This is a genomic window from Streptomyces sp. NPDC099050 (assembly GCF_044759865.1).
In the GTDB taxonomy this organism is placed as follows: domain Bacteria; phylum Actinomycetota; class Actinomycetes; order Streptomycetales; family Streptomycetaceae; genus Streptomyces.
In genome coordinates, this window is the sequence record NZ_JBIWAE010000015.1 from 113,796 (window position 1) to 131,271 (window position 17,476).

16 protein-coding genes are annotated in these 17,476 nt (G+C 71.4%); 10 read left to right on the plus strand and 6 right to left on the minus strand.

The features are described from left to right. Positions 1-10: 10 nt before the first annotated feature. Complete coding sequence (locus ACIQV3_RS24710; protein WP_403715178.1) at positions 11-610, plus strand: nicotinamidase; 600 nt, start codon at positions 11-13, stop codon at positions 608-610. A gap of 20 nt (positions 611-630) precedes the next feature. On the opposite strand, the gene ACIQV3_RS24715 is transcribed toward ACIQV3_RS24710, so the two are convergent. Both ACIQV3_RS24715 and ACIQV3_RS24720 read right to left on the minus strand, forming a co-directional pair. Further along, positions 631-987: a hypothetical protein gene (locus ACIQV3_RS24715; RefSeq protein ID WP_403715180.1), complete on the minus strand. Its 357-nt coding sequence runs from the start codon at positions 985-987 to the stop codon at positions 631-633. A 111-nt stretch (positions 988-1,098) separates the two neighbouring features. After that, on the minus strand, positions 1,099-3,504 hold the full coding sequence (locus ACIQV3_RS24720; RefSeq protein ID WP_403715182.1) for an immune inhibitor A domain-containing protein: 2,406 nt from the start codon (positions 3,502-3,504) through the stop codon (positions 1,099-1,101). A 436-nt stretch (positions 3,505-3,940) separates the two neighbouring features. On the opposite strand from ACIQV3_RS24720, the gene ACIQV3_RS24725 reads away from it, so the two are divergent. Continuing rightward, entirely contained in the window at positions 3,941-4,237 is a 297-nt protein-coding gene (locus ACIQV3_RS24725; protein ID WP_403715184.1) for a hypothetical protein, read from the plus strand. A 130-nt stretch (positions 4,238-4,367) separates the two neighbouring features. Here the strand turns inward: ACIQV3_RS24725 and ACIQV3_RS24730 are convergent, their stop codons facing one another. After that, complete coding sequence (locus ACIQV3_RS24730; RefSeq protein ID WP_403715186.1) at positions 4,368-5,141, minus strand: RDD family protein; 774 nt, start codon at positions 5,139-5,141, stop codon at positions 4,368-4,370. 189 nt (positions 5,142-5,330) lie between these two features. Beyond that, positions 5,331-7,169: an RDD family protein gene (locus ACIQV3_RS24735; RefSeq protein ID WP_403715188.1), complete on the minus strand. Its 1,839-nt coding sequence runs from the start codon at positions 7,167-7,169 to the stop codon at positions 5,331-5,333. Positions 7,170-7,456: 287 nt separating this feature from the next. On the opposite strand from ACIQV3_RS24735, the gene ACIQV3_RS24740 reads away from it, so the two are divergent. Continuing rightward, on the plus strand, positions 7,457-7,936 hold the full coding sequence (locus ACIQV3_RS24740) for an SsgA family sporulation/cell division regulator (protein ID WP_403715190.1): 480 nt from the start codon (positions 7,457-7,459) through the stop codon (positions 7,934-7,936). Between the two features lie 19 nt (positions 7,937-7,955). Here the strand turns inward: ACIQV3_RS24740 and ACIQV3_RS24745 are convergent, their stop codons facing one another. Next, entirely contained in the window at positions 7,956-9,383 is a 1,428-nt protein-coding gene (locus ACIQV3_RS24745; RefSeq protein WP_403715192.1) for an FAD-binding oxidoreductase, read from the minus strand. Between the two features lie 96 nt (positions 9,384-9,479). On the opposite strand from ACIQV3_RS24745, the gene ACIQV3_RS24750 reads away from it, so the two are divergent. Next, positions 9,480-10,973: a tetratricopeptide repeat protein gene (locus ACIQV3_RS24750; protein WP_403715196.1), complete on the plus strand. Its 1,494-nt coding sequence runs from the start codon at positions 9,480-9,482 to the stop codon at positions 10,971-10,973. Between the two features lie 197 nt (positions 10,974-11,170). On the opposite strand, the gene hppD is transcribed toward ACIQV3_RS24750, so the two are convergent. Next, positions 11,171-12,322: a 4-hydroxyphenylpyruvate dioxygenase gene (hppD, locus tag ACIQV3_RS24755; protein WP_403715198.1), complete on the minus strand. Its 1,152-nt coding sequence runs from the start codon at positions 12,320-12,322 to the stop codon at positions 11,171-11,173. A gap of 133 nt (positions 12,323-12,455) precedes the next feature. Between hppD and ACIQV3_RS24760 the strand changes: the two genes are divergently transcribed. From ACIQV3_RS24760 to ACIQV3_RS24785, 6 genes are all read left to right on the plus strand, one after another. Continuing rightward, on the plus strand, positions 12,456-12,926 hold the full coding sequence (locus ACIQV3_RS24760; RefSeq protein WP_112448141.1) for an Lrp/AsnC family transcriptional regulator: 471 nt from the start codon (positions 12,456-12,458) through the stop codon (positions 12,924-12,926). A 59-nt stretch (positions 12,927-12,985) separates the two neighbouring features. Then, the gene (locus ACIQV3_RS24765) at positions 12,986-13,633 is read left to right on the plus strand and encodes an ABC transporter permease (RefSeq protein ID WP_274552927.1); all 648 of its coding nucleotides are present in this window, start codon (positions 12,986-12,988) and stop codon (positions 13,631-13,633) included. Then, positions 13,626-14,912 carry a betaine/proline/choline family ABC transporter ATP-binding protein gene (locus tag ACIQV3_RS24770; protein WP_403715202.1) on the plus strand — a complete coding sequence of 429 codons (1,287 nt, stop codon included), beginning with the start codon at positions 13,626-13,628 and terminating at the stop codon, positions 14,910-14,912. The genes ACIQV3_RS24765 and ACIQV3_RS24770 overlap by 8 nt, the downstream gene beginning before the upstream one ends. After that, positions 14,909-15,775 carry an ABC transporter permease gene (locus ACIQV3_RS24775; protein ID WP_403715204.1) on the plus strand — a complete coding sequence of 289 codons (867 nt, stop codon included), beginning with the start codon at positions 14,909-14,911 and terminating at the stop codon, positions 15,773-15,775. The genes ACIQV3_RS24770 and ACIQV3_RS24775 overlap by 4 nt, the downstream gene beginning before the upstream one ends. Next, positions 15,776-16,768, plus strand: coding sequence for a glycine betaine ABC transporter substrate-binding protein (locus ACIQV3_RS24780; RefSeq protein WP_403715206.1), 993 nt, complete (start codon positions 15,776-15,778; stop codon positions 16,766-16,768). A 110-nt stretch (positions 16,769-16,878) separates the two neighbouring features. Next, complete coding sequence (locus ACIQV3_RS24785) at positions 16,879-17,472, plus strand: ArsR/SmtB family transcription factor (RefSeq protein ID WP_403715208.1); 594 nt, start codon at positions 16,879-16,881, stop codon at positions 17,470-17,472. Positions 17,473-17,476 lie beyond the last annotated feature (4 nt).

The following is a 17,476-nucleotide window of genomic DNA, read 5'->3' on the forward strand; positions in this document are numbered from 1 at the left end:
GGCAACGGACATGCACCGCGCACTGATCGTCGTCGACGTACAGAACGACTTCTGCGAGGGTGGCAGCCTCGCGGTCACCGGCGGGGCCGACATCGCCGCCGCCATCACCGAGCTCGTCGGCCAGGCCACCGCCGGGTACCGGCACGTCGTCGCCACCCGTGACCACCACGTGGACCCCGGGTCCCACTTCGCGCACCCGCCGGCCCAGCCGGACTACGAGACCTCCTGGCCGGTGCACTGCGTCGCCGGGACCGAGGGCGTGGGCTTCCACCCGAACTTCGCGCCCGCCGTCGCCTCGGGGGCCGTGGCCGCCGTCTTCGACAAGGGGGCGTACGAGGCCGCGTACAGCGGTTTCGAGGGCGCGGACGAGAACGGCCGCGGGCTCGCGGAGTGGCTGCGCGACCGGCAGGTCACCGAGGTCGACGTGGTCGGCATCGCCACCGACCACTGCGTGAAGGCCACCGCCCTGGACGCGGCCCGCGCGGGGTTCCGCACCCACGTGCTGCTGGACCTGACGGCCGGCGTGGCCCCGCACACCACGACCCGCGCGCTGGCCGAGCTCCGGGAAGCCGGGGTGGAGCTGAGCGGGACCCCCGTGGTGGCCGGCTGAGGCGGGTCAGCCCCGCCCGGTCACCCCAGCAGGGCCCTGATCGGGTGCCACAGCTCCGCCGCCCGGTCCGGGGCGGAGCGCCAGAGCAGGCCGTCGGGGTGGTGCAGGACGGCGGTGATCTCGTCCGGGGTGGGCGGCTGCGCGTTCCCGCGCAGGTAGACGGCGCGCAGTCCGAGGTTCCGCAGCCTGGTCAGGGCGCGGGCCCGGTTCACCGCGTGCACCAGCACACGGACGTTCCCGCCTTCGGCGGCGCCTGCGAGGCCGAAGGTGATGCCGCCCTTGACGGCGCCGACGGCGCCTTCCACGGACGGTCTGGGCAGCGTGAGCGCGACGACCACGCTGCCGCCTGGCAATCGGACGAAACCTCCACCGGGCATGTCTTCATCTCCCCCGTCAATAAGAAACTCAGCCCACGCATCTAAACGCGATCGGCCGCCGCCCGCTAGAGGGCGACGGCCGATCATGTTTTGACCTGCGGTTTTACCGAATTACTTAACGGAAGGACCGACCTCGACCGTCATGACGAGACCGTCGTAGGTCTCCTTCACGATCTTGATCTTGGTGTTGGTGTCAGTGGTCTTCACCGAGCCGGTCGGGTTCTCGTCGTAGAAGTACTTGCCCTTGTGGTCGTCGAAGACGAGCTGCGCGGGCTTGGGCTTCAGGAAGAGCTCCTGGCCGTTCTTGTGCAGGGTGATCGCATCCGTCTTGTACGCGCTGAAGGCGGCGTCGTACGGCTGGATCTTGTTGCGCAGCAGGGTGCCGTCCGACCACTTCATCGGCTTGGCGTTGGCGTCGATCGGAAGGATCAGACCGGCGCCGGGGTGCTGGCTGGTGTTGTTGTCCTTCTGGGAGGTGTCCCACTGCCAGATCAGGAGGCCGTCCTGGTAGGCGTAGTGCTCGACCCAGTTCGGCTTCGTGTTGGCGAAGCCGAAGTTGTACGGACCGACCTTGAGGGTCTTGTCGTACGAGACGTAGCGGCGGTTCTCGGCCAGGTAGTACTGGGCGTACTCCTTGGTGAAGCCGGCGCCGATGCGGGAGAAGCCCTTGCCGGTCCAGCCGTTGTCGCCGTTCTCCGCGCCGTCGGTGAACACCGTGGCGCCGTCCGCCGTGATGGCGAGGGCGTCACCCGTGAAGCCCTTGCCGCCCGCGCCGCCGTCCGTCTGGTAGCGGAAGCGGAGGTCGACCTTCTTGCCCGCGTAGGCGTCCAGCGAGTAGGCCAGGTTCTTCCAGCTGCCCGAGACGCCGGTCAGCGACGGGCTGTTGGAAGCGTCGACCGGGATGGCCACGCCGTCGGCGGTGCCGGCGAGCGCGGTCCAGGTCGCGCCACCGTCGGTGGAGACCTCGGTGTACAGGAAGTCGTACTCCGCCTCGATGTCCCACCAGCCCTTGAGCGACAGGGCCGCGGAGGACTTGCCGGTCAGGTCGACGGAGCGGGTGAGGGTGTTCTTGAGGTCGTCACCCATGTTGCTCCACCACTGCGAAGCACCCTCGGCGGGAGCGACGATGTCGGTGGTGACCTTCTTCTTCGGCAGCTCGACGAGGAGCGCCTGCTTGTCCTTGGTGTTGTACTCCGAGACGCCCAGCTTGTGGGTGGACTTCGTCGCGGCCTTGGCCTTGTCGTAGTTCAGCCAGCCCAGCTGGAACTTGTCCCAGGCGGTCATGTCGCCCGGGAGGTCGCCTATGGAGTCCTTGCCCTCGCCGAGCCAGGAGCCGGCCGACATCAGGGACCAGAAGCCGACCGAGTTCTCGCCGCCACCGGAGGTGTCGTAGAGGTCCGGCAGGCCCAGGTCGTGGCCGTACTCGTGCGCGAAGACGCCGAGGCCGCCGTTCTCGGGCTGCATCGTGTAGTCGCCGACCCAGATGCCGGTGTTGCCGATCTGGGTGCCGCCGGCCTTGTTGTTCGCGGGGCCGTTCTTGCCGGCCTCGGTCCCGTAGGCGTACCAGCGGTGGGCCCACAGGGCGTTGGTGCCCTGCACGCCGCCGCCGGCCGACTCGTCCTCGCCCGCGTGGACGATCTGGAAGTGGTCGATGTAGCCGTCGGACTCGTTGAAGTTGCCGTCGCCGTCGAAGTCGTAGCGGTCCCAGAGGTCGTACTGGGCCATCTGCGCCTTGATCTGCGCGTCGGTCTTCCCGGCCTTCTTCTGGGCCTCGGCCCAGGCGGTCACGCCGTCCTTGACCGTGTCCCAGACGTTGGCGCAGTTGGACTGGCCGCAGTAGTTCGAGCCGTAACGGGCCTCGTTGTACGGGACCTTGACCCAGTCGGCGACCTCGCCCTCGACCGAGTAACGGCCCGAGGAGGTCTTCTCGTAGTAGGTCTTCAGCGAGTGCTTGCCCTTGCCGGTACCGAAGTACAGGTCCTGGAAGTACGCGCGGTTGAAGTCCTTGCGCCAGGCCGTGCTGTTGTTGACCGCGCGGTCGGGCTGGGCGATCTGGTTGTGCAGCGGGCCCGGGTTGCCGCCGTACTTGGGCGCCGGCGGCTTGGGACCGGGGCCGTCCGGGTCGAACATGGTGGTGCTGTCCACCTGGTCGCCGAAGTCGACGAGGATCGTGAAGATCTTGTCGGTCTTCTCGCGGCCGAGCTCGACGTACTTCTTGTCGTCGAGCTTGACGACCTTGGAGGCGCCCCGCTGCTCGACGTCCTTCTTGCCGCTCAGCACCTGCTCCAGGGCGGCCTTGCGGGCCTGCTCCTGCTGCTTGCTGAACGGGCCTTCGAGGTTGTGCTTGACCTGCTCCTTCGAGGGAGCGGTCGGGTCCTGGCGCTCCGCGGCGGACACCTTCGCACCCGGGTCTGCCGTGGCCATCGTGAAGGCGGCGCCGGTGGCCGCCGTCGCTGCCAGGGTCACGCCGATTGCGGCGGCGCGCAGCGCTCGTCTTCTGGCCGAGTTGCTGGTCACTTGATGTCGTTCCCCTCCCGCGGCCGCGAAGTGGTGCGGAACTTCTCCGGAGGAGTGGGGGGTTCCGTGCGGCGCGCGTCTCAAGTGACGACATTTGACCGGAGAGACGCGAGAAAAGACAGACCTTGACTTGTTCCTTACAACTGCACTATGCGGTCACCGAGTTCCGCTATTCGGACGTTCGGCGGCCATAAGGGACGAACGGCACTTCTGACCCCCCATCCGACCGGCCCATCCCCTCCGTCCCGTCCGCCCCTCCCCGCCCCCCGGACCCCAGCGGTGCCCCCCGTGCGCCCCCTGTGCTCCGCTGCCTCCCCTCGCGCGAGTGAGGTCGCGCTTACCGACAGTTCCGCTCGGGCATCCACCGTCGTAGGGTCACTCGGCGCCAGACCTGGCCGAGCCGCCTCCCCCTCCCGCTTCGAGGACGGATATCGACATGCCGCGTCCGACTGCCGCACAGCTCGCCTACGGGTCCGCCACCGTCATCGTCTCGACGATCGCCATGCTGCTGCTCTCGCAGACGAGTACGGGACTCGGCATCGCGGTCATCTCCGCGGCCGCCCTCGCCCTCGGGGTCCTCGTCGCCCTCACCGTTCCGCTGCCCCGCCGGCGCGGACGGCACGCGGCGACCCGTACCAGGACCGCCTCACCGGTGCCCGACACGGTCCCGCGGGACGTGCCGGCGGGCGCCCCGGCCGCGGTCGAGCACCCCGTGCACCCCGTGCACCACTGACGGGACACCACCGCTCGCGCGCCACCGCCCCGACACCCCCGCTCCGTCCCCGCGTCCCCGCCGTCGCACAGCGCGGCGCGGGCGGCCTCCCCCGTGGGGAGACCGCCCGCGCACACCGGACCGGGTGCTCCTACGTGGCTTGGACCACCACGGTCTTGGCCACCTTGTCGTGCAGACCCTGCTTGTAGGGCTTGTCGACGAGCATCGAGATGACGAGCGCGATCGGCCACAGGCAGAAGCAGCAGATCAGCGTCGGCAGCCAGAGCACGGCGGCGCGGGAGAGGGCGGCGTTGGACTGCGGGACGCTGCCGTCGTTGAGCATCGCGACGCGCAGGCCCATCCACTTCTTGCCGAGGGTCTGGCCGTTCTTCTTGACGAACCACCAGTCGTAGCCCACGTAGGCGACGATCGAGATCAGCGTCATGACCAGTCCGCTGCCGCTGTAGGACTTGGTGATGACCTCGGTGACGTCCTCGCCCTCGTTCGTCTTCACCGTGTAGCGGTTGCGGTCACCGGCGAACAGCTGGATGACGAACAGCGGGACGGCGATGATCAGCAGGTCGATGACGCGGGCGGCGAGCCGCTTGCCGAAGTCGGCGAGCGGCGGCATCCCGGCGAGCGGGTCGGGCATGCCGTAGCCGCCACCACCACCGCCGTACGGGTCGTTGCCGCCTCCGCCGTACGGGGGCGGCGGGGGCGGGTAGCCGCCTCCCCCGGGCGGGGGCGGCGGAGGGTAGCCGCCACCGCCTCCGGGCGGGGGCGGCGGCGGGAAGGCTCCTCCGGCGCCGGCGGGCGGTGAGCCGTACGGCGAACCACCCGACGGCGGGGGCGTCGGTTCCTGGGGCTTCTTGAGGAACGGGTCGTCCTCGGGCGGCTGGCCCGGCGGCGGCTGGTCGGTGCTCATGGCCCGAGTCGAACCCGGCCCGCGGCGGCCCGCAACGGGGACGCGTCCATTCGGGGGACACGGCGGTCGGAGACGGCCCGCGGGGGCCTCGGGGCCCGTCGTCGAACCCCCGCCCGCCGCGCGGCCGCCCTTCGGGCGACGACGGGGGTTCGACGACGGGGGTCGACGACAGGGGTTCGACGGCAGGCCCTAGCGGGCCACGTACGTGCGTGCGGCGCGGTCGTGGAGGGTCCGGCGGCGCTGACGGTCCGCGAGGGCCCACAGGGCCCCCGGGAGGCCCAGGAGGGCGTACGCGAGCCAGCGGCGCAGCGCAGCACCGAAGCGGGGCGGGCGCAGCGTGGCGGTGGCCAGAACCCGTACGCCGAGCAGCTTCTTGCCCGGGGTGCGGCCCCAACGGGCTGTGGGCAAGGCCTCGTAGAAGACGCCGAAGAGCAGGACGGCGCCCAGCACGAGCCCCAGCGAGCCCCCCGTGGTCCCGTCCAGCAGCCACACGGTGGTGGTCCGGCCGGCCGCGCGGGCCGCGTCCACCTTGGCCTGGAGGTGCGCGGTCGTCCCCGGCACGAGGGGCAGGGCCGCCCCGGTCGCGACGGCGGCGTACACGAGGGAGTCCAGCAGCCGGGCGGTCGCGCGGCGCACGAGCCCGGCGGGGCGCACGGCCCGCTCCGCCATCCGCTCGAACACCGCGCGCCCGGTCCGCTCGGGACGCGGAGCCGGGGGCACCGCGGCCCCGGCCCGCTCCGCACGGTCGGCCTGCTCTACGGATGCCGCGCGCCGCGCGGGCTCCGCCGGGGCGGCCGGGGCCGCGCGCTCCGGGCGCCGTACGCGTTCCACCCGCTCCGGCTCCGGACCGGGGGCGCCGGGCCGCGCGGGGGCGGGGGCATGGGCCGCGACCGGGGAGGGCGCCGACAGGATGCCGAGCCCGCCAGGGGCGGCGGAACCGGACGCCTGCGCGGGCAGGGCGGCCGACACGGGGGCCGGGGCCGAGTGCCGGGCCGGGGCCGGGGACGAAGACCGGGCCGGGGCCGGGGCCTGAGCCGCGCGGTGAGCCGGCGCCGGGGCGTGAGCCGGCGCCGGGATCTGGGACTGCGCCTGCGCCGAGCGGTGTCCCTGCGCCTGCGCCTGCGCCGAGCGGTGTCCCGGTGTCTGGGCTTGTGGCAGCGCCGGGGCCTGGTGCGGGGCCTGGGCCTGGTGCGGGGCCTGGGCCCGGTCCGGGACATGGGCCTGGTGCGGAGCCTGGGCCCGGTCCGGGACATGGGCCTGGTGCGGGGCCTGTGCCCGGGCCGGGGCCGGTGCCTGGTGCGGAGTGGGCGCGGGTACCGGCGTGCGGGCCAGGGAGATCCCGCCGGGGTGGGCGGCGGCGGCCTCCTCCTCGTGCCCCCAGGACACCCTGCGGTCGCGCGGCCCGCCGAAGCCGGACTGGTGGAGCGGGTCGGCCTGCCACTCCGCGGCCGCGGCCGCAGACCCGGACTCGGATCCGGATGCGTACCCCGACTCGTATCCCGGCTCATGGCCCGGCTCGGATCCGGATGCGTACCCCGACTCGTATCCCGGCTCATGGCCCGGCTCGGATCCGGATGCGTACCCCGACTCGTATCCCGGCTCGGATCCGGATCCGGATGCGTCCCCGGCCGCGTCCGCGGCCCCGGCCCCCGCCGCCGGCCAAGCCCCGAAGTCCGACCGCGAAGCGGACTCCGCCCAGGACTCCACCTCCGACCGCGCGGCCGGAGCCGCCACGGAGCCCGCGGGTTCGGGCCAGGACGAGGGGGCCGGCGCCGGGGCAGGAGCCGGGGCGGGCCGGGGCCGCGGTCTGTGTTCGGATCGCTCCGGCTCGCGCAGCGCCTCGCTCATGCCCGTCTGGTCGAGGAACACGGGACCCGTCTCGTCGGCCGGGGCCGCGGGGCGGCTCGTACCGGGAACCCAGTTCAGGCCGTTCCAGAACCTGACGTACCCGGGGATGGACGGGTCGGGGTAGTAGCCCTCGCGGGCCGCGTGCTCGCCGTCACCAGGGGAGGCCGTCAATGTCCCCAACTCCGATCGTGGCTTGAGGCTTCTTGCAGGGGTGGACCATAGCCAAGAACCGCCCCCCGACAGGTCCGGTAACGGGAGAATCCAAGCGTTCGGGCGAACCCTGGCGAACCCCGACGCGCGCGGCCCCGTACGCAAGAATTCGGTCAGCCGATAGATTTCGGCCAATCCTCGATCTGCCCCGCGAAGTCGCGTCATACCCGGGCACTTCGGCGCTCTCTCCGGGTGTGGGCCGCTCCAGAGCCCCGCGCACCACCCGAACACGCACCCCGTACCGAAGTGAGGCCGCCATGCAGCACCCCGTCATCGAGCGCGAGCTGGAACTGAAGCTGGTCCTGTCCCCCGAGCGCAGCGTGCCCGTCCCCGCCCGCCTGCTGTACCTGACGGACGACCCGTACGCCGTGCACATCACCTTCCACACCGGCTCCAGCACCCCGGTCAACTGGACCTTCGCCCGCGAGCTGCTGGTCGAGGGGGTGTTCCGTCCGTGCGGCCACGGAGACGTGCGGATCTGGCCCACGAAGGTCGGCCAACAGGCCGTCCTGTGCATGGCGCTCAGCTCCCCCGACGGCGACGCCCTGCTGGAGGCCCCCGCCGTGTCGGTGTCGGCCTGGCTGGAGCGGACCCTGCGGATCGTGCCGCCCGGCACCGAGGCCGACCGGCTCGGCCTGGACGCGGCGCTGGCCGAGCTCCTCGCCCCGACCCCGGCCGACGAGCTGTGGATGCGCGACCCGTGGCCGTCGGACGAGTCGGCGGACGGGGAGCTGTGACTCGACGGGGAGCTGTGACTCAGAAGAGCTTGCCCGGGTTGAGCAGTCCCTCCGGGTCGAAGGCGTGCTTGACGGCGCGCTGCATCTCCAGGCCGACCGGGCCGAGTTCGCGGGCGAGCCACTCCTTCTTCAGGACGCCGACCCCGTGCTCCCCCGTGATGGTCCCGCCCAGTTCGAGTCCCAGCGCCATGATCTCCTCGAAGGACGCCTTGGCCCGCCGGGCCTCGTCCTCGTCGGCGGGGTCGAAGCAGACGATGGGGTGGGTGTTCCCGTCGCCGGCGTGCGCGCAGACCCCGATGAGCAGGTCGTGCGTACGGGCGATGGCGGCCGTCCCGTCCAGCATCTCGGCGAGCCGGGTCCGCGGTACGCACACGTCGTCGATCATCGTCGCGGGCCGCAGGGCCTCCAGGGCGGGCAGGGCCATCCGGCGTGCCTGGAGCAGCAGTTCGGACTCCGCCGCGTCCTCGGCCGGTACGACGGCGCTCGCCCCGGCGGCGGTGCACAGCGCCCCCACGGCGGCCAGGTCCTCGGGCGCGTGCGGGGTGTCGAAGGCGGCGAGCAGCAGGGCCTCCGTCGTCTCGGGCAGGCCCATCTTGCCGAGCGCGTTGACGGCGCGGACGGTCGTACGGTCCATCAGCTCCAGCAGCGAGGGCGTCAGACCGGCCTCCATGACGGCGCAGACGGCTTCGCAGGCGGCCGCGGCGGAGGGGAACTCGGCGGCGAGGGCGAGCTGGCGGGGCGGGGCCGGGCGCAGGGCGAGGACGGCCCGGACGACGACGCCGAGGCTGCCCTCGGAGCCGACGAACAGGCGGGTGAGGTCGTACCCCGCGACGCCCTTGGCGGTGCGCCGGCCGGTCCGCAGGAGCCTGCCGTCGGCGAGGACCACGTCGAGGCCGAGGACGTACTCGGCGGTGACCCCGTACTTGACGCAGCACAGACCGCCGGCGGCGGTGCCGATGTTCCCGCCGATGGTGCACTGCTCCCAGCTGGAGGGGTCCGGCGGGTAGTGCAGGCCGCGCTCCGCGACGGCGCGCGAGAGGACGGCGTTGACGACGCCCGGTTCGACGACGGCGATCCGGTCGACGGTGTCGATCTCCAGGATCCGGTCCATCTTCACGAGGGACAGCACGACGCAGCCGTCGGAGGCGTTGGCCGCGCCCGACAGGCCCGTACGAGCCCCCTGGGGAACCACGGGAACGCGGAGCGCGTGGGCGGTGCGCATCACGTGCCGGACCTGTTCGACGGTCCGGGGCAGGACCACGGCGGCCGGGGTGCCGGCCGCGCAGAAGCTCGCCATGTCGGTGGCGTAGGAGGCGGTCACCTGGGGGTCCGTCAGCAGGGCCTCGGGCGGCAGGCCTTCCAGGAGCAGCGCGTGGAGTTCGCGCGAGCCGTCATCAACATCGCCGGGCTCTTCGACTGCGTCAGCTGCGTCAACTTCGTCAACCATGGTCCCAGCGTGACAGCCGGGGCCATCGGTGTGAACACGCCCGCGACGCTCTTCGGACACCTCGGCGAGCTCTTCATATTGACGCACAGTGACCCCATGGACCCTATGCGCGACGCATCCGCCTCTCAGGAGAGGCAGCGGCAGGCTGCCCCGCCCGTGACCTTCACCGGCCGCAAGACGCTCGTGGCGGCGGCGGCCCTGGTGGTCCTGATCGCCGGGGCCCTGCTGATCCGGCCGGCCCGCACGGACGACGACGCGCGCCCGCCGGGGCCCAGCGAGCGGGCCCGGGCAGCGGTCGGCATGGGTGCGCCGGCGGCGGCGGTGGACCTGTCGGCGCTGGTCGCCGACAGGGAGAAGTGGGTCGCGGAGCACCCGGACGACGAGGGCTCTTGGGCGGTGCTGGGATCGGCGTACCTGGAGCAGGCCCGGCGGACGGCCGATCCCGCCTGGTACCCGAAGGCGGAGGGCGCCCTGAAGCGCTCGCTGGAGCTGCGCCCGGCCGAGAAGGGCAACTTCGACGCGATGACGGGCATGGGCACGCTGGCCAACGCCCGGCGGGACTTCGGGACCGGGAAGAAGTGGGGCGAACTCGTACGGGCGCAGGCGCCGAAGCGGTGGACGGCGTACCCGGTGCTCGTGGACGCGTACGGCGGTCTCGGGGACTACAAGGCCGCGGAGAAGGCGATGGAACGCCTGGTCGACCTGCGGCCGGGGCTGGCGGCCTTCATGAAGGCCTCACAGGTGTACCGGGACCGGGGCTGGCGCGAGGACGCGGCCATGTCCATGGAGCACGCGGGCGGCGCGGCGCAGGCCCCGGCGGAGAAGGCGTACGTGCTGTTCCGGCTCGGGGAGCTGGCGTGGGAGCGCGGGGACGACGCGGAGGCGCTGAAGCAGTACGAGGCCGCACTGCGCACCGATCCGGGCCAGGCGGCAGCGCTGGGCGGGCGGGCGCGGGTGCTGGCGGCGCTGGGCCGGGACGGTGAGGCCGTCCGGGACTACCGGCTGGCGCTGGGCCGGGCCGCGGTGCCGGCGCTGTCGCTGGAGCTGGGCGAGCTGCTGGAGTCGCTGGGCCGGGGCGAGGAGGCGAAGGCGGTGTACGACGGGCTCGCGGCGCAGGCCGCCCGGAGCGGGGTGAACGAGGAGCTGCTCCTGGGCCGCTTCGAGGCGGACCACGGCGATCCGGCGGCGGCCGTACGGCGCCTCACGGCGGAGTGGGCCCGGCACAAGAGCCTGCCGGTGGCGGACGCGCTGGGCTGGGCGCTGCACAAGACGGGCGACGACATCGCGGCGCTGGAGTACGCGAAGAAGGCCACGGAGCAGGGGCTGCGGCTCGCGGAGTTCTCCTACCACCGGGCGGTGATCGAGCGCGGCCTGGGCGATGTGGCCGGGGCGCGGCGGCACCTGGAGGAGGCGCTGCGGACGAACCCGCGGTTCTCCCCGGTCCGGGCGCCGCTGGCCAAGCAGGCCCTGGCGGCGATCGGCAAGCCCCCGGCGGGCGGCCCGGAGAACATGCAGCCCACCAAGCCGTGGGTGGCCCCGGAACTCCCGAAGGCGGCGAAGCCCGCCGCCAAACCGAAGCCGAAGCCGTAGGGGTGATCCAGCCTCGCCGGCGTCTGAGGCGCGGCGTCTGAGGCGCGGGGCCTGGGGCGCGGGGTCTGGGGCGGAGCCCCAGGCACGGCGCCGCAGGATGGCCGTTCCAGCCCCGCCGGCGTTTGAGGCGCGGGGAGGCCGGGGCGGAGCCCCCGGCGGCGGCGCCGCGCCGCAGGGGCTCCGGTTCCCGCAACCCGCTAGAGGTTGCCCCGCTTCTCCTGCTCCCGCTCGATCGCCTCGAACAGGGCCTTGAAGTTGCCCTTGCCGAAGCCCATCGATCCGTGCCGCTCGATCATCTCGAAGAAGACCGTCGGGCGGTCCTGGACCGGCTTCGTGAAGATCTGCAGCAGGTAGCCGTCCTCGTCGCGGTCGACGAGGATCTTCAGCTCGCGCAGGGTCTCGACGGGGACGCGGGTCTCGCCCGCCCACTCGCCGAGCGTGTCGTAGTAGGAGTCCGGGGTGTTCAGGAACTCCACGCCGGCCGCCCGCATCGCCCGTACGGTGCGGACGATGTCGTTCGTCGCGAGCGCGATGTGCTGGACGCCCGCGCCGCCGTAGAACTCCAGGTACTCGTCGATCTGCGACTTCTTCTTCGCGATCGCCGGCTCGTTGATCGGGAACTTCACCTTCAGGGTGCCGTCCGCGACGACCTTCGACATCAGCGCCGAGTACTCGGTCGCGATGTCGTCGCCCACGAACTCCTTCATGTTCGTGAAGCCCATGACCTTGTTGTAGAAGGCCACCCACTCGTTCATCCGGCCGAGCTCGACGTTGCCCACGCAGTGGTCGATCGCCTGGAAGGTGCGCTTGGCCGGGGGCTCGACCATCGGGGCGACGGAGACGAATCCGGGCAGGTAGGGGCCGGTGTAGTCGCCGCGCTCGACCAGGGTGTGGCGGGTCTGGCCGTAGGTGGCGATCGCCGCCAGGCGGACCGTGCCGTGCTCGTCGGTGAGCTCGTACGGCTCGTCCAGGCCGCGCGCGCCGTGCTCGACGGCGTAGGCGTAGGCCGCCTTCACGTCCGGGACCTCGATCGCCAGGTCGACGACGCCGTCGCCGTGGTCGGCGACGTGCTCGGCGAGGAAGCGGCCGCGGTCGGTGGTGGCCTTGATGACCGAGGTGAGGACGAACCGCGCGGCGCCGTTGGTCAGGACGTAGCTGGCCGTCTCGCGGGTGCCGTTCTCCGGTCCGGAGTAGGCGACGAGCTTCATGCCGAAGGCGGTCGAGTAGAAGTGCGCGGCCTGCTTGGCGTTGCCTACGGCGAAGACGACCGCGTCCATGCCCTTGACCGGGAAGGGATCGGCCTTGGCGGCGGTGGACGGCGCGATGTCGAGCGGCTGGGTCTCAGTCATGACGGCAGAGTCCCGCCGTTCCACAAGCTGCGCAATAGTTTCCATTTCTGCTGTACAGACTGACCAGTATCGGCCCACCATGGCTGGGATATCTGTGCACTATGACCACCGACCGACCGCCCGGGAGGCACCCATGGGAATCGACGAACTCGACGGCCGGCTCATCGTCCTGCTCGCCCGCGAGCCCCGGATCGGGGTCCTGGAGGTCTCGCGGCGGCTCGGCGTGGCGCGCGGTACGGCGCAGGCCCGGCTGGACCGGCTTCAGTCGAACGGAGTCATCCGGGGGTTCGGTCCGCAGGTGGATCCGGCGGCCCTGGGGTACCCGGTGACGGCCTTCGCCACGCTGGAGATCAAACAGGGCCAAGGGGCGGACGTACGGGCCCACTTGGACGGGGTTCCGGAGGTGCTGGAGCTGCACACGACGACCGGGCACGGGGACATGTTGTGCCGGCTCGTGGCCCGGTCGAACGCGGATCTCCAGCGAGTGATCGACCGAGTTGTCGCTTTTGATGGCATCGTGAGGGCTTCGACCGCCATCGTCATGGAGAATCCCGTTCCCTTGCGGATCATCCCCCTGGTCGAACAGGCGGCCGAGGACGACTGAACACTGATCACTGACCACTGACCACTGACGTGCGGCAACTACGGATGGGGTGACGCGCCGTGAGCTTCTGGGCCTACCTGTCCAACCGCCACCAGCAGCTGCTCACCGACGCCTTCCAGCACGCCAGCGCCGTCTTCCAGTGCATGGTGATCGCGACCGCCCTCGGCGTCGCCATCGGCGTCCTCACCTACCGCAGCGGCTGGGCCGGGAACCTGGCGGTCACCTCCACCTCCACGGTGCTGACCATCCCCTCCCTCGCCATGATCGGCCTGCTGATCCCGATCGTCGGCCTCGGCGTCGCGCCGACCGTGATCGCCCTGACCCTGTACGGGCTGCTGCCCATCGTCCGCAACTCCATCGTGGGGCTGCGCGGGGTGGACCCGGCCCTGGTCGACGCCGCCAAGGGCATCGGGATGTCGCGCGGCGCCCAGCTGCTGAAGGTGGAGCTGCCGCTCGCCTGGCCGCCGATCCTGACCGGCATCCGGGTCTCCACGCAGATGCTGATGGGCATCGCGGCCATCGCCGCCTACGCCTCCGGGCCGGGCCTGGGCAACGAGATCTTCCGCGGGATCGCCTCGCTCGGCAGCGCCAACGCCATCAACCAGGTCCTGGCGGGGACGCTCGGCGTCGTCATCCTCGCCCTGCTCTTCGACGCCGCGTACGTCCTGCTCGGCCGTCTCACCATCCCGAGGGGAATCCGTGTCTGAGCCGACGTCCGCGCCGCACGAGGAACCGCGGCCCGCCACGAACCCACAGGCCGCCTCCGGCGCCACCATCCAGCTGGAGAACCTCACCAAGCGCTACCCCGGCAATCCCAACCCCTCCGTCGACGACGTCTCCATGGAGATCAAGGCGGGCGAACTCGTGGTCTTCGTGGGCCCCTCCGGCTGCGGGAAGTCCACCACCCTCAAGATGATCAACCGACTGATCGAGCCCACCTCCGGCCGGATCCGCATCGGCGACGAGGACGTCACCGACATGGACCCGGTCAAACTCCGCCGCAAGATCGGGTACGCGATCCAGTCCTCGGGGCTCTTCCCGCACATGACGGTCGCCGAGAACATCGCCCTGGTCCCGAAGATGACCGGCTGGTCCAAGTCCCGCGTGAAGGACCGGGTGGAGGAGATGCTCGACCTGGTCGGCCTGGATCCGCGCGAGTTCCACGGCCGCTACCCGCGCCAGCTCTCCGGCGGCCAGCAGCAGCGCGTGGGCGTGGCCCGGGCGCTCGCCGCCGATCCGCCCGTCCTGCTGATGGACGAGCCCTTCGGCGCCGTCGACCCGATCACCCGCGACCACCTCCAGGACGAGCTGATCCGGCTCCAGCACGAGCTGCACAAGACGATCGTCTTCGTCACCCACGACTTCGACGAGGCCATCAAGCTGGGCGACCGGATCGCCGTCCTGCGCGAGCGCTCGCACATCGCGCAGTTCGACACCCCCGAGGCGATCCTCACCAACCCCGCCGACGACTTCGTCTCCGGGTTCGTCGGCGCAGGCGCCGCCCTCAAACGGCTCAACCTCACCCGCGTGCGGGACGTGGAGATCGCCGAGTTCCCGACCGTCTCCGTCGACGATCCGCTCCAGAAGATCTTCAACACCCTGCGCGCCGGCCAGGTCAACGAGCTCCTGATGCTGGACCGGCGCGGCCGCCCGTACAAATGGCTGCGCCGCGGGGACCTGATGCGCGCCAAGGGCTCGCTGGCCCGGGCCGGGCAGCTCGTGCACGACACGGTGACCCGGGACGCGACCCTGCACGACGCCCTGGAGGCCGTACTGACCGACAGCGGCGGCCGGGTGGCCGTCACCGGGCGGCGCGGCGAGTACATCGGCGTCGTGGACATGGAGACCCTGATGAACTCCGTGCACGAGATGCTGGAGGCCGACCGGCTGACGGCCGCCGAGCACGCGCACGACCTGGAGGAGCTGCGCCACCACCGCACCGAGCGGGACCTGGAGGGGCTCCGGGACGGTTCGGAGGGCTCATGAGCCCCAGGAACCCGGTCTCCCCCGAACGCCCGCCCGGCGAGCACGAGCTCAAGGGGCACGTCTTCCGGGATCCGGAGGAGCCCGGGCCCGACGAGACGGTCATGGCCTCCACCACGCCGCCCCGCCCGGGAAGCCGGCTCACCTGGGCCCGGCTGGTGACCCTGCCGATCGTGCTGGCGCTGGTCCTGCTGGCCACGTACCTGTGGATCACCAACGCCACCCTGGACACGATCGCCGAGAACTCCCTCAAGGACGGCAACGTCGAGCTCCGGCTGTGGCAGCACGTGCAGCTCACCGCGATCTCCACCTTCTGGGTGCTGGTCATCGCGATCCCGCTCGGCATCGCCCTGACCCGCCGCGGCCTGCGCCGGGCGGCCCCGCTGGTCACGGCCATCGCCAACATCGGCCAGGCCACCCCGGCCATCGGCCTGCTCGCCCTGCTGGTCATCTGGCTCGGCATCGGCCCCTCGACGGCGATCATCGGCATGGTCGCCTACGCCGTCCTGCCCGTGCTGTCCAACACCGTCGCGGGGCTGCGCGGGATCGACCCGCAGCTGGTGGAGGCCTCGCGCGGGATCGGGATGTCCTCCATGGGCACCCTGATGAAGGTGGAACTCCCGCTGGCCGTCCCGCTGATCCTGGCGGGCGTACGGACGGCCCTCGTCCTCAACGTCGGCACCGCGACCCTGGCCACCTTCGGCGGCGGCGGGGGCCTGGGCGACCTGATCACCTCCGGGATCCAGACGCAGCGGATGCCGGTGCTGGTGCTGGGCTCGGTGCTGACGGTGGCGCTGGCGCTGTTCGTGGACTGGCTGGCCTCACTGGCCGAGACGGTCCTGACCCCGCGCGGGCTGGAGGCGTAGATGGGCAAGCTCTCCCTCTCCGTACGGACGGCCACGGCCTGCGCGGCCCTGCTGGCGCTGGGGCTGCCGCTCGCGGGCTGCGGGCTCAAGAGCGGCTCCCCGATGGTGGACGACGTCCTACCGGGCTCGGTGGGCCAGGGGCAGCCCCTCAAGGGCGCCTCGCTGACGGTCACCTCGAAGAACTTCAGCGAGAACATCGTGCTCGGCCAGATGATCGGCCTGATCTTCAAGGCGGCCGGCGCGGAGGTCCTGGACCGCACCAACCTGCCGGGGTCGATCAGCGCCCGCGAGGCGATCATCCAGGGCGACGCGGACGCCATGTACGAGTACACGGGCACGGCGTGGATCACCTACCAGGGCAACGACAAGCCGATCACGGACCCGTACGCGCAGTGGGAGGCGGTGCGGGACGCGGACGTGAAGAACGGCGTGGCCTGGCTGCCGCCTTCCACGCTCAACAACACCTACACGCTGGCCATCAGCAAGAAGAACAACGCCAAGTACGGGCTGAAGACCATGTCGGACGTGGCGGCGCTGTCGCAGCGCGACCCCAAGGCGGTGACGGTCTGCGTGGAGAACGAGTTCGCCTCGCGGGAGGACGGGCTGCCGGGCCTGGAGAAGGCGTACGGGATGAAGATCCCGGCGGGCAACGTCATGAAGATGGACGCCGGGATCATCTACACGCAGGTCTCCAAGTCCGATTCCTGCCTGCTGGGCGAGGCCTTCACCACGGACGGCCGGATCAAGGCCATGGACCTGGACACCCTCGTCGACGACCGGCACTTCTTCCCCAACTACAACGCGGCGCCGGAGCTGCACGCGAAGACCCTGGAGAAGTACCCGGCGATCGCGGGCCTGCTGGACCCGCTGTCGGAGCGGCTGACGACGGAGACGGCGCAGCGGCTCAACGCGCTGGTGGACGTGGAGGGGCAGGATCCGCACGGGGTGGCGAAGGACTGGCTGGTGGCGGAGGGGTTCATCAAGGAGGGGTGACCTTCATCGAGGAGGGGTGACCTGACGTCCTGTCCTCCGAACGGGGGATGCAAAGAAGTAGTTGCAAAGAAACCCTTGCACAGGGTTCTTTGCAACTCTACTGTTGAGGCATGCCCGAGAAGAACGCAGAGCCTCAGAAGCCGGAGCCCCAGCTCCGCAAGCTTGACGCCAACTCCCTGCGCGGCCTGGCCCACCCGCTGCGCATCCGACTGCTGGGCGACCTGCGCCTGCACGGGCCGGCCACCGCCTCACAACTCGCCCAGCGGCTCGGGGAGTCGAGCGGCGCCACCAGCTACCACTTGCGCCAGCTCGCCGCGTACGGGTTCGTCGAGGACGCCCCCGAGCACGGCAAGGGCCGGGAGCGCTGGTGGCGGCCCGCCCAGGACGGCACGATCTTCGACGAGGCGCTGATCTACGACACCGACCCGGCCACGCGCGGCGCCGCGGAGGTCTTCCTGGCGGAGGTCGTGAAGATCCACGAACAGGAACTGTCCGCCTGGCTGGGCGAAGCCCACACCTGGTCGATGGAGTGGCGCCGGAGTTCCGAACTCAGCGACTTCTCACTGCAGCTGACCCCCACGCAGAGCCACGAACTGGTCCTCAAGATCCACGACCTGATCAACAGCTACCGCGATCTGCCGCCCTCCGAAGGCACGGAAACGGTCCGCTTCCACACGCACGCCTTCCCGGTCCACACCAAGTAGCGCC

What these genes read in the sequence shown, in the direction of transcription:
- ACIQV3_RS24775 (WP_403715204.1), top strand. Translation starts at nt 14,909, where the DNA reads ATGAGCCCCAGGAACCCGGTCTCCCCCGAACGCCCGCCCGGCGAGCAC.
- ACIQV3_RS24715 (WP_403715180.1), bottom strand. Translation starts at nt 987, where the DNA reads ATGCCCGGTGGAGGTTTCGTCCGATTGCCAGGCGGCAGCGTGGTCGTC.
- ACIQV3_RS24780 (WP_403715206.1), top strand. Translation starts at nt 15,776, where the DNA reads ATGGGCAAGCTCTCCCTCTCCGTACGGACGGCCACGGCCTGCGCGGCC.
- ACIQV3_RS24785 (WP_403715208.1), top strand. Translation starts at nt 16,879, where the DNA reads ATGCCCGAGAAGAACGCAGAGCCTCAGAAGCCGGAGCCCCAGCTCCGC.
- hppD (WP_403715198.1), bottom strand. Translation starts at nt 12,322, where the DNA reads ATGACTGAGACCCAGCCGCTCGACATCGCGCCGTCCACCGCCGCCAAG.
- ACIQV3_RS24725 (WP_403715184.1), top strand. Translation starts at nt 3,941, where the DNA reads ATGCCGCGTCCGACTGCCGCACAGCTCGCCTACGGGTCCGCCACCGTC.
- ACIQV3_RS24740 (WP_403715190.1), top strand. Translation starts at nt 7,457, where the DNA reads ATGCAGCACCCCGTCATCGAGCGCGAGCTGGAACTGAAGCTGGTCCTG.
- ACIQV3_RS24750 (WP_403715196.1), top strand. Translation starts at nt 9,480, where the DNA reads ATGGACCCTATGCGCGACGCATCCGCCTCTCAGGAGAGGCAGCGGCAG.
- ACIQV3_RS24760 (WP_112448141.1), top strand. Translation starts at nt 12,456, where the DNA reads ATGGGAATCGACGAACTCGACGGCCGGCTCATCGTCCTGCTCGCCCGC.
- ACIQV3_RS24745 (WP_403715192.1), bottom strand. Translation starts at nt 9,383, where the DNA reads ATGGTTGACGAAGTTGACGCAGCTGACGCAGTCGAAGAGCCCGGCGAT.
- ACIQV3_RS24730 (WP_403715186.1), bottom strand. Translation starts at nt 5,141, where the DNA reads ATGAGCACCGACCAGCCGCCGCCGGGCCAGCCGCCCGAGGACGACCCG.
- ACIQV3_RS24710 (WP_403715178.1), top strand. Translation starts at nt 11, where the DNA reads ATGCACCGCGCACTGATCGTCGTCGACGTACAGAACGACTTCTGCGAG.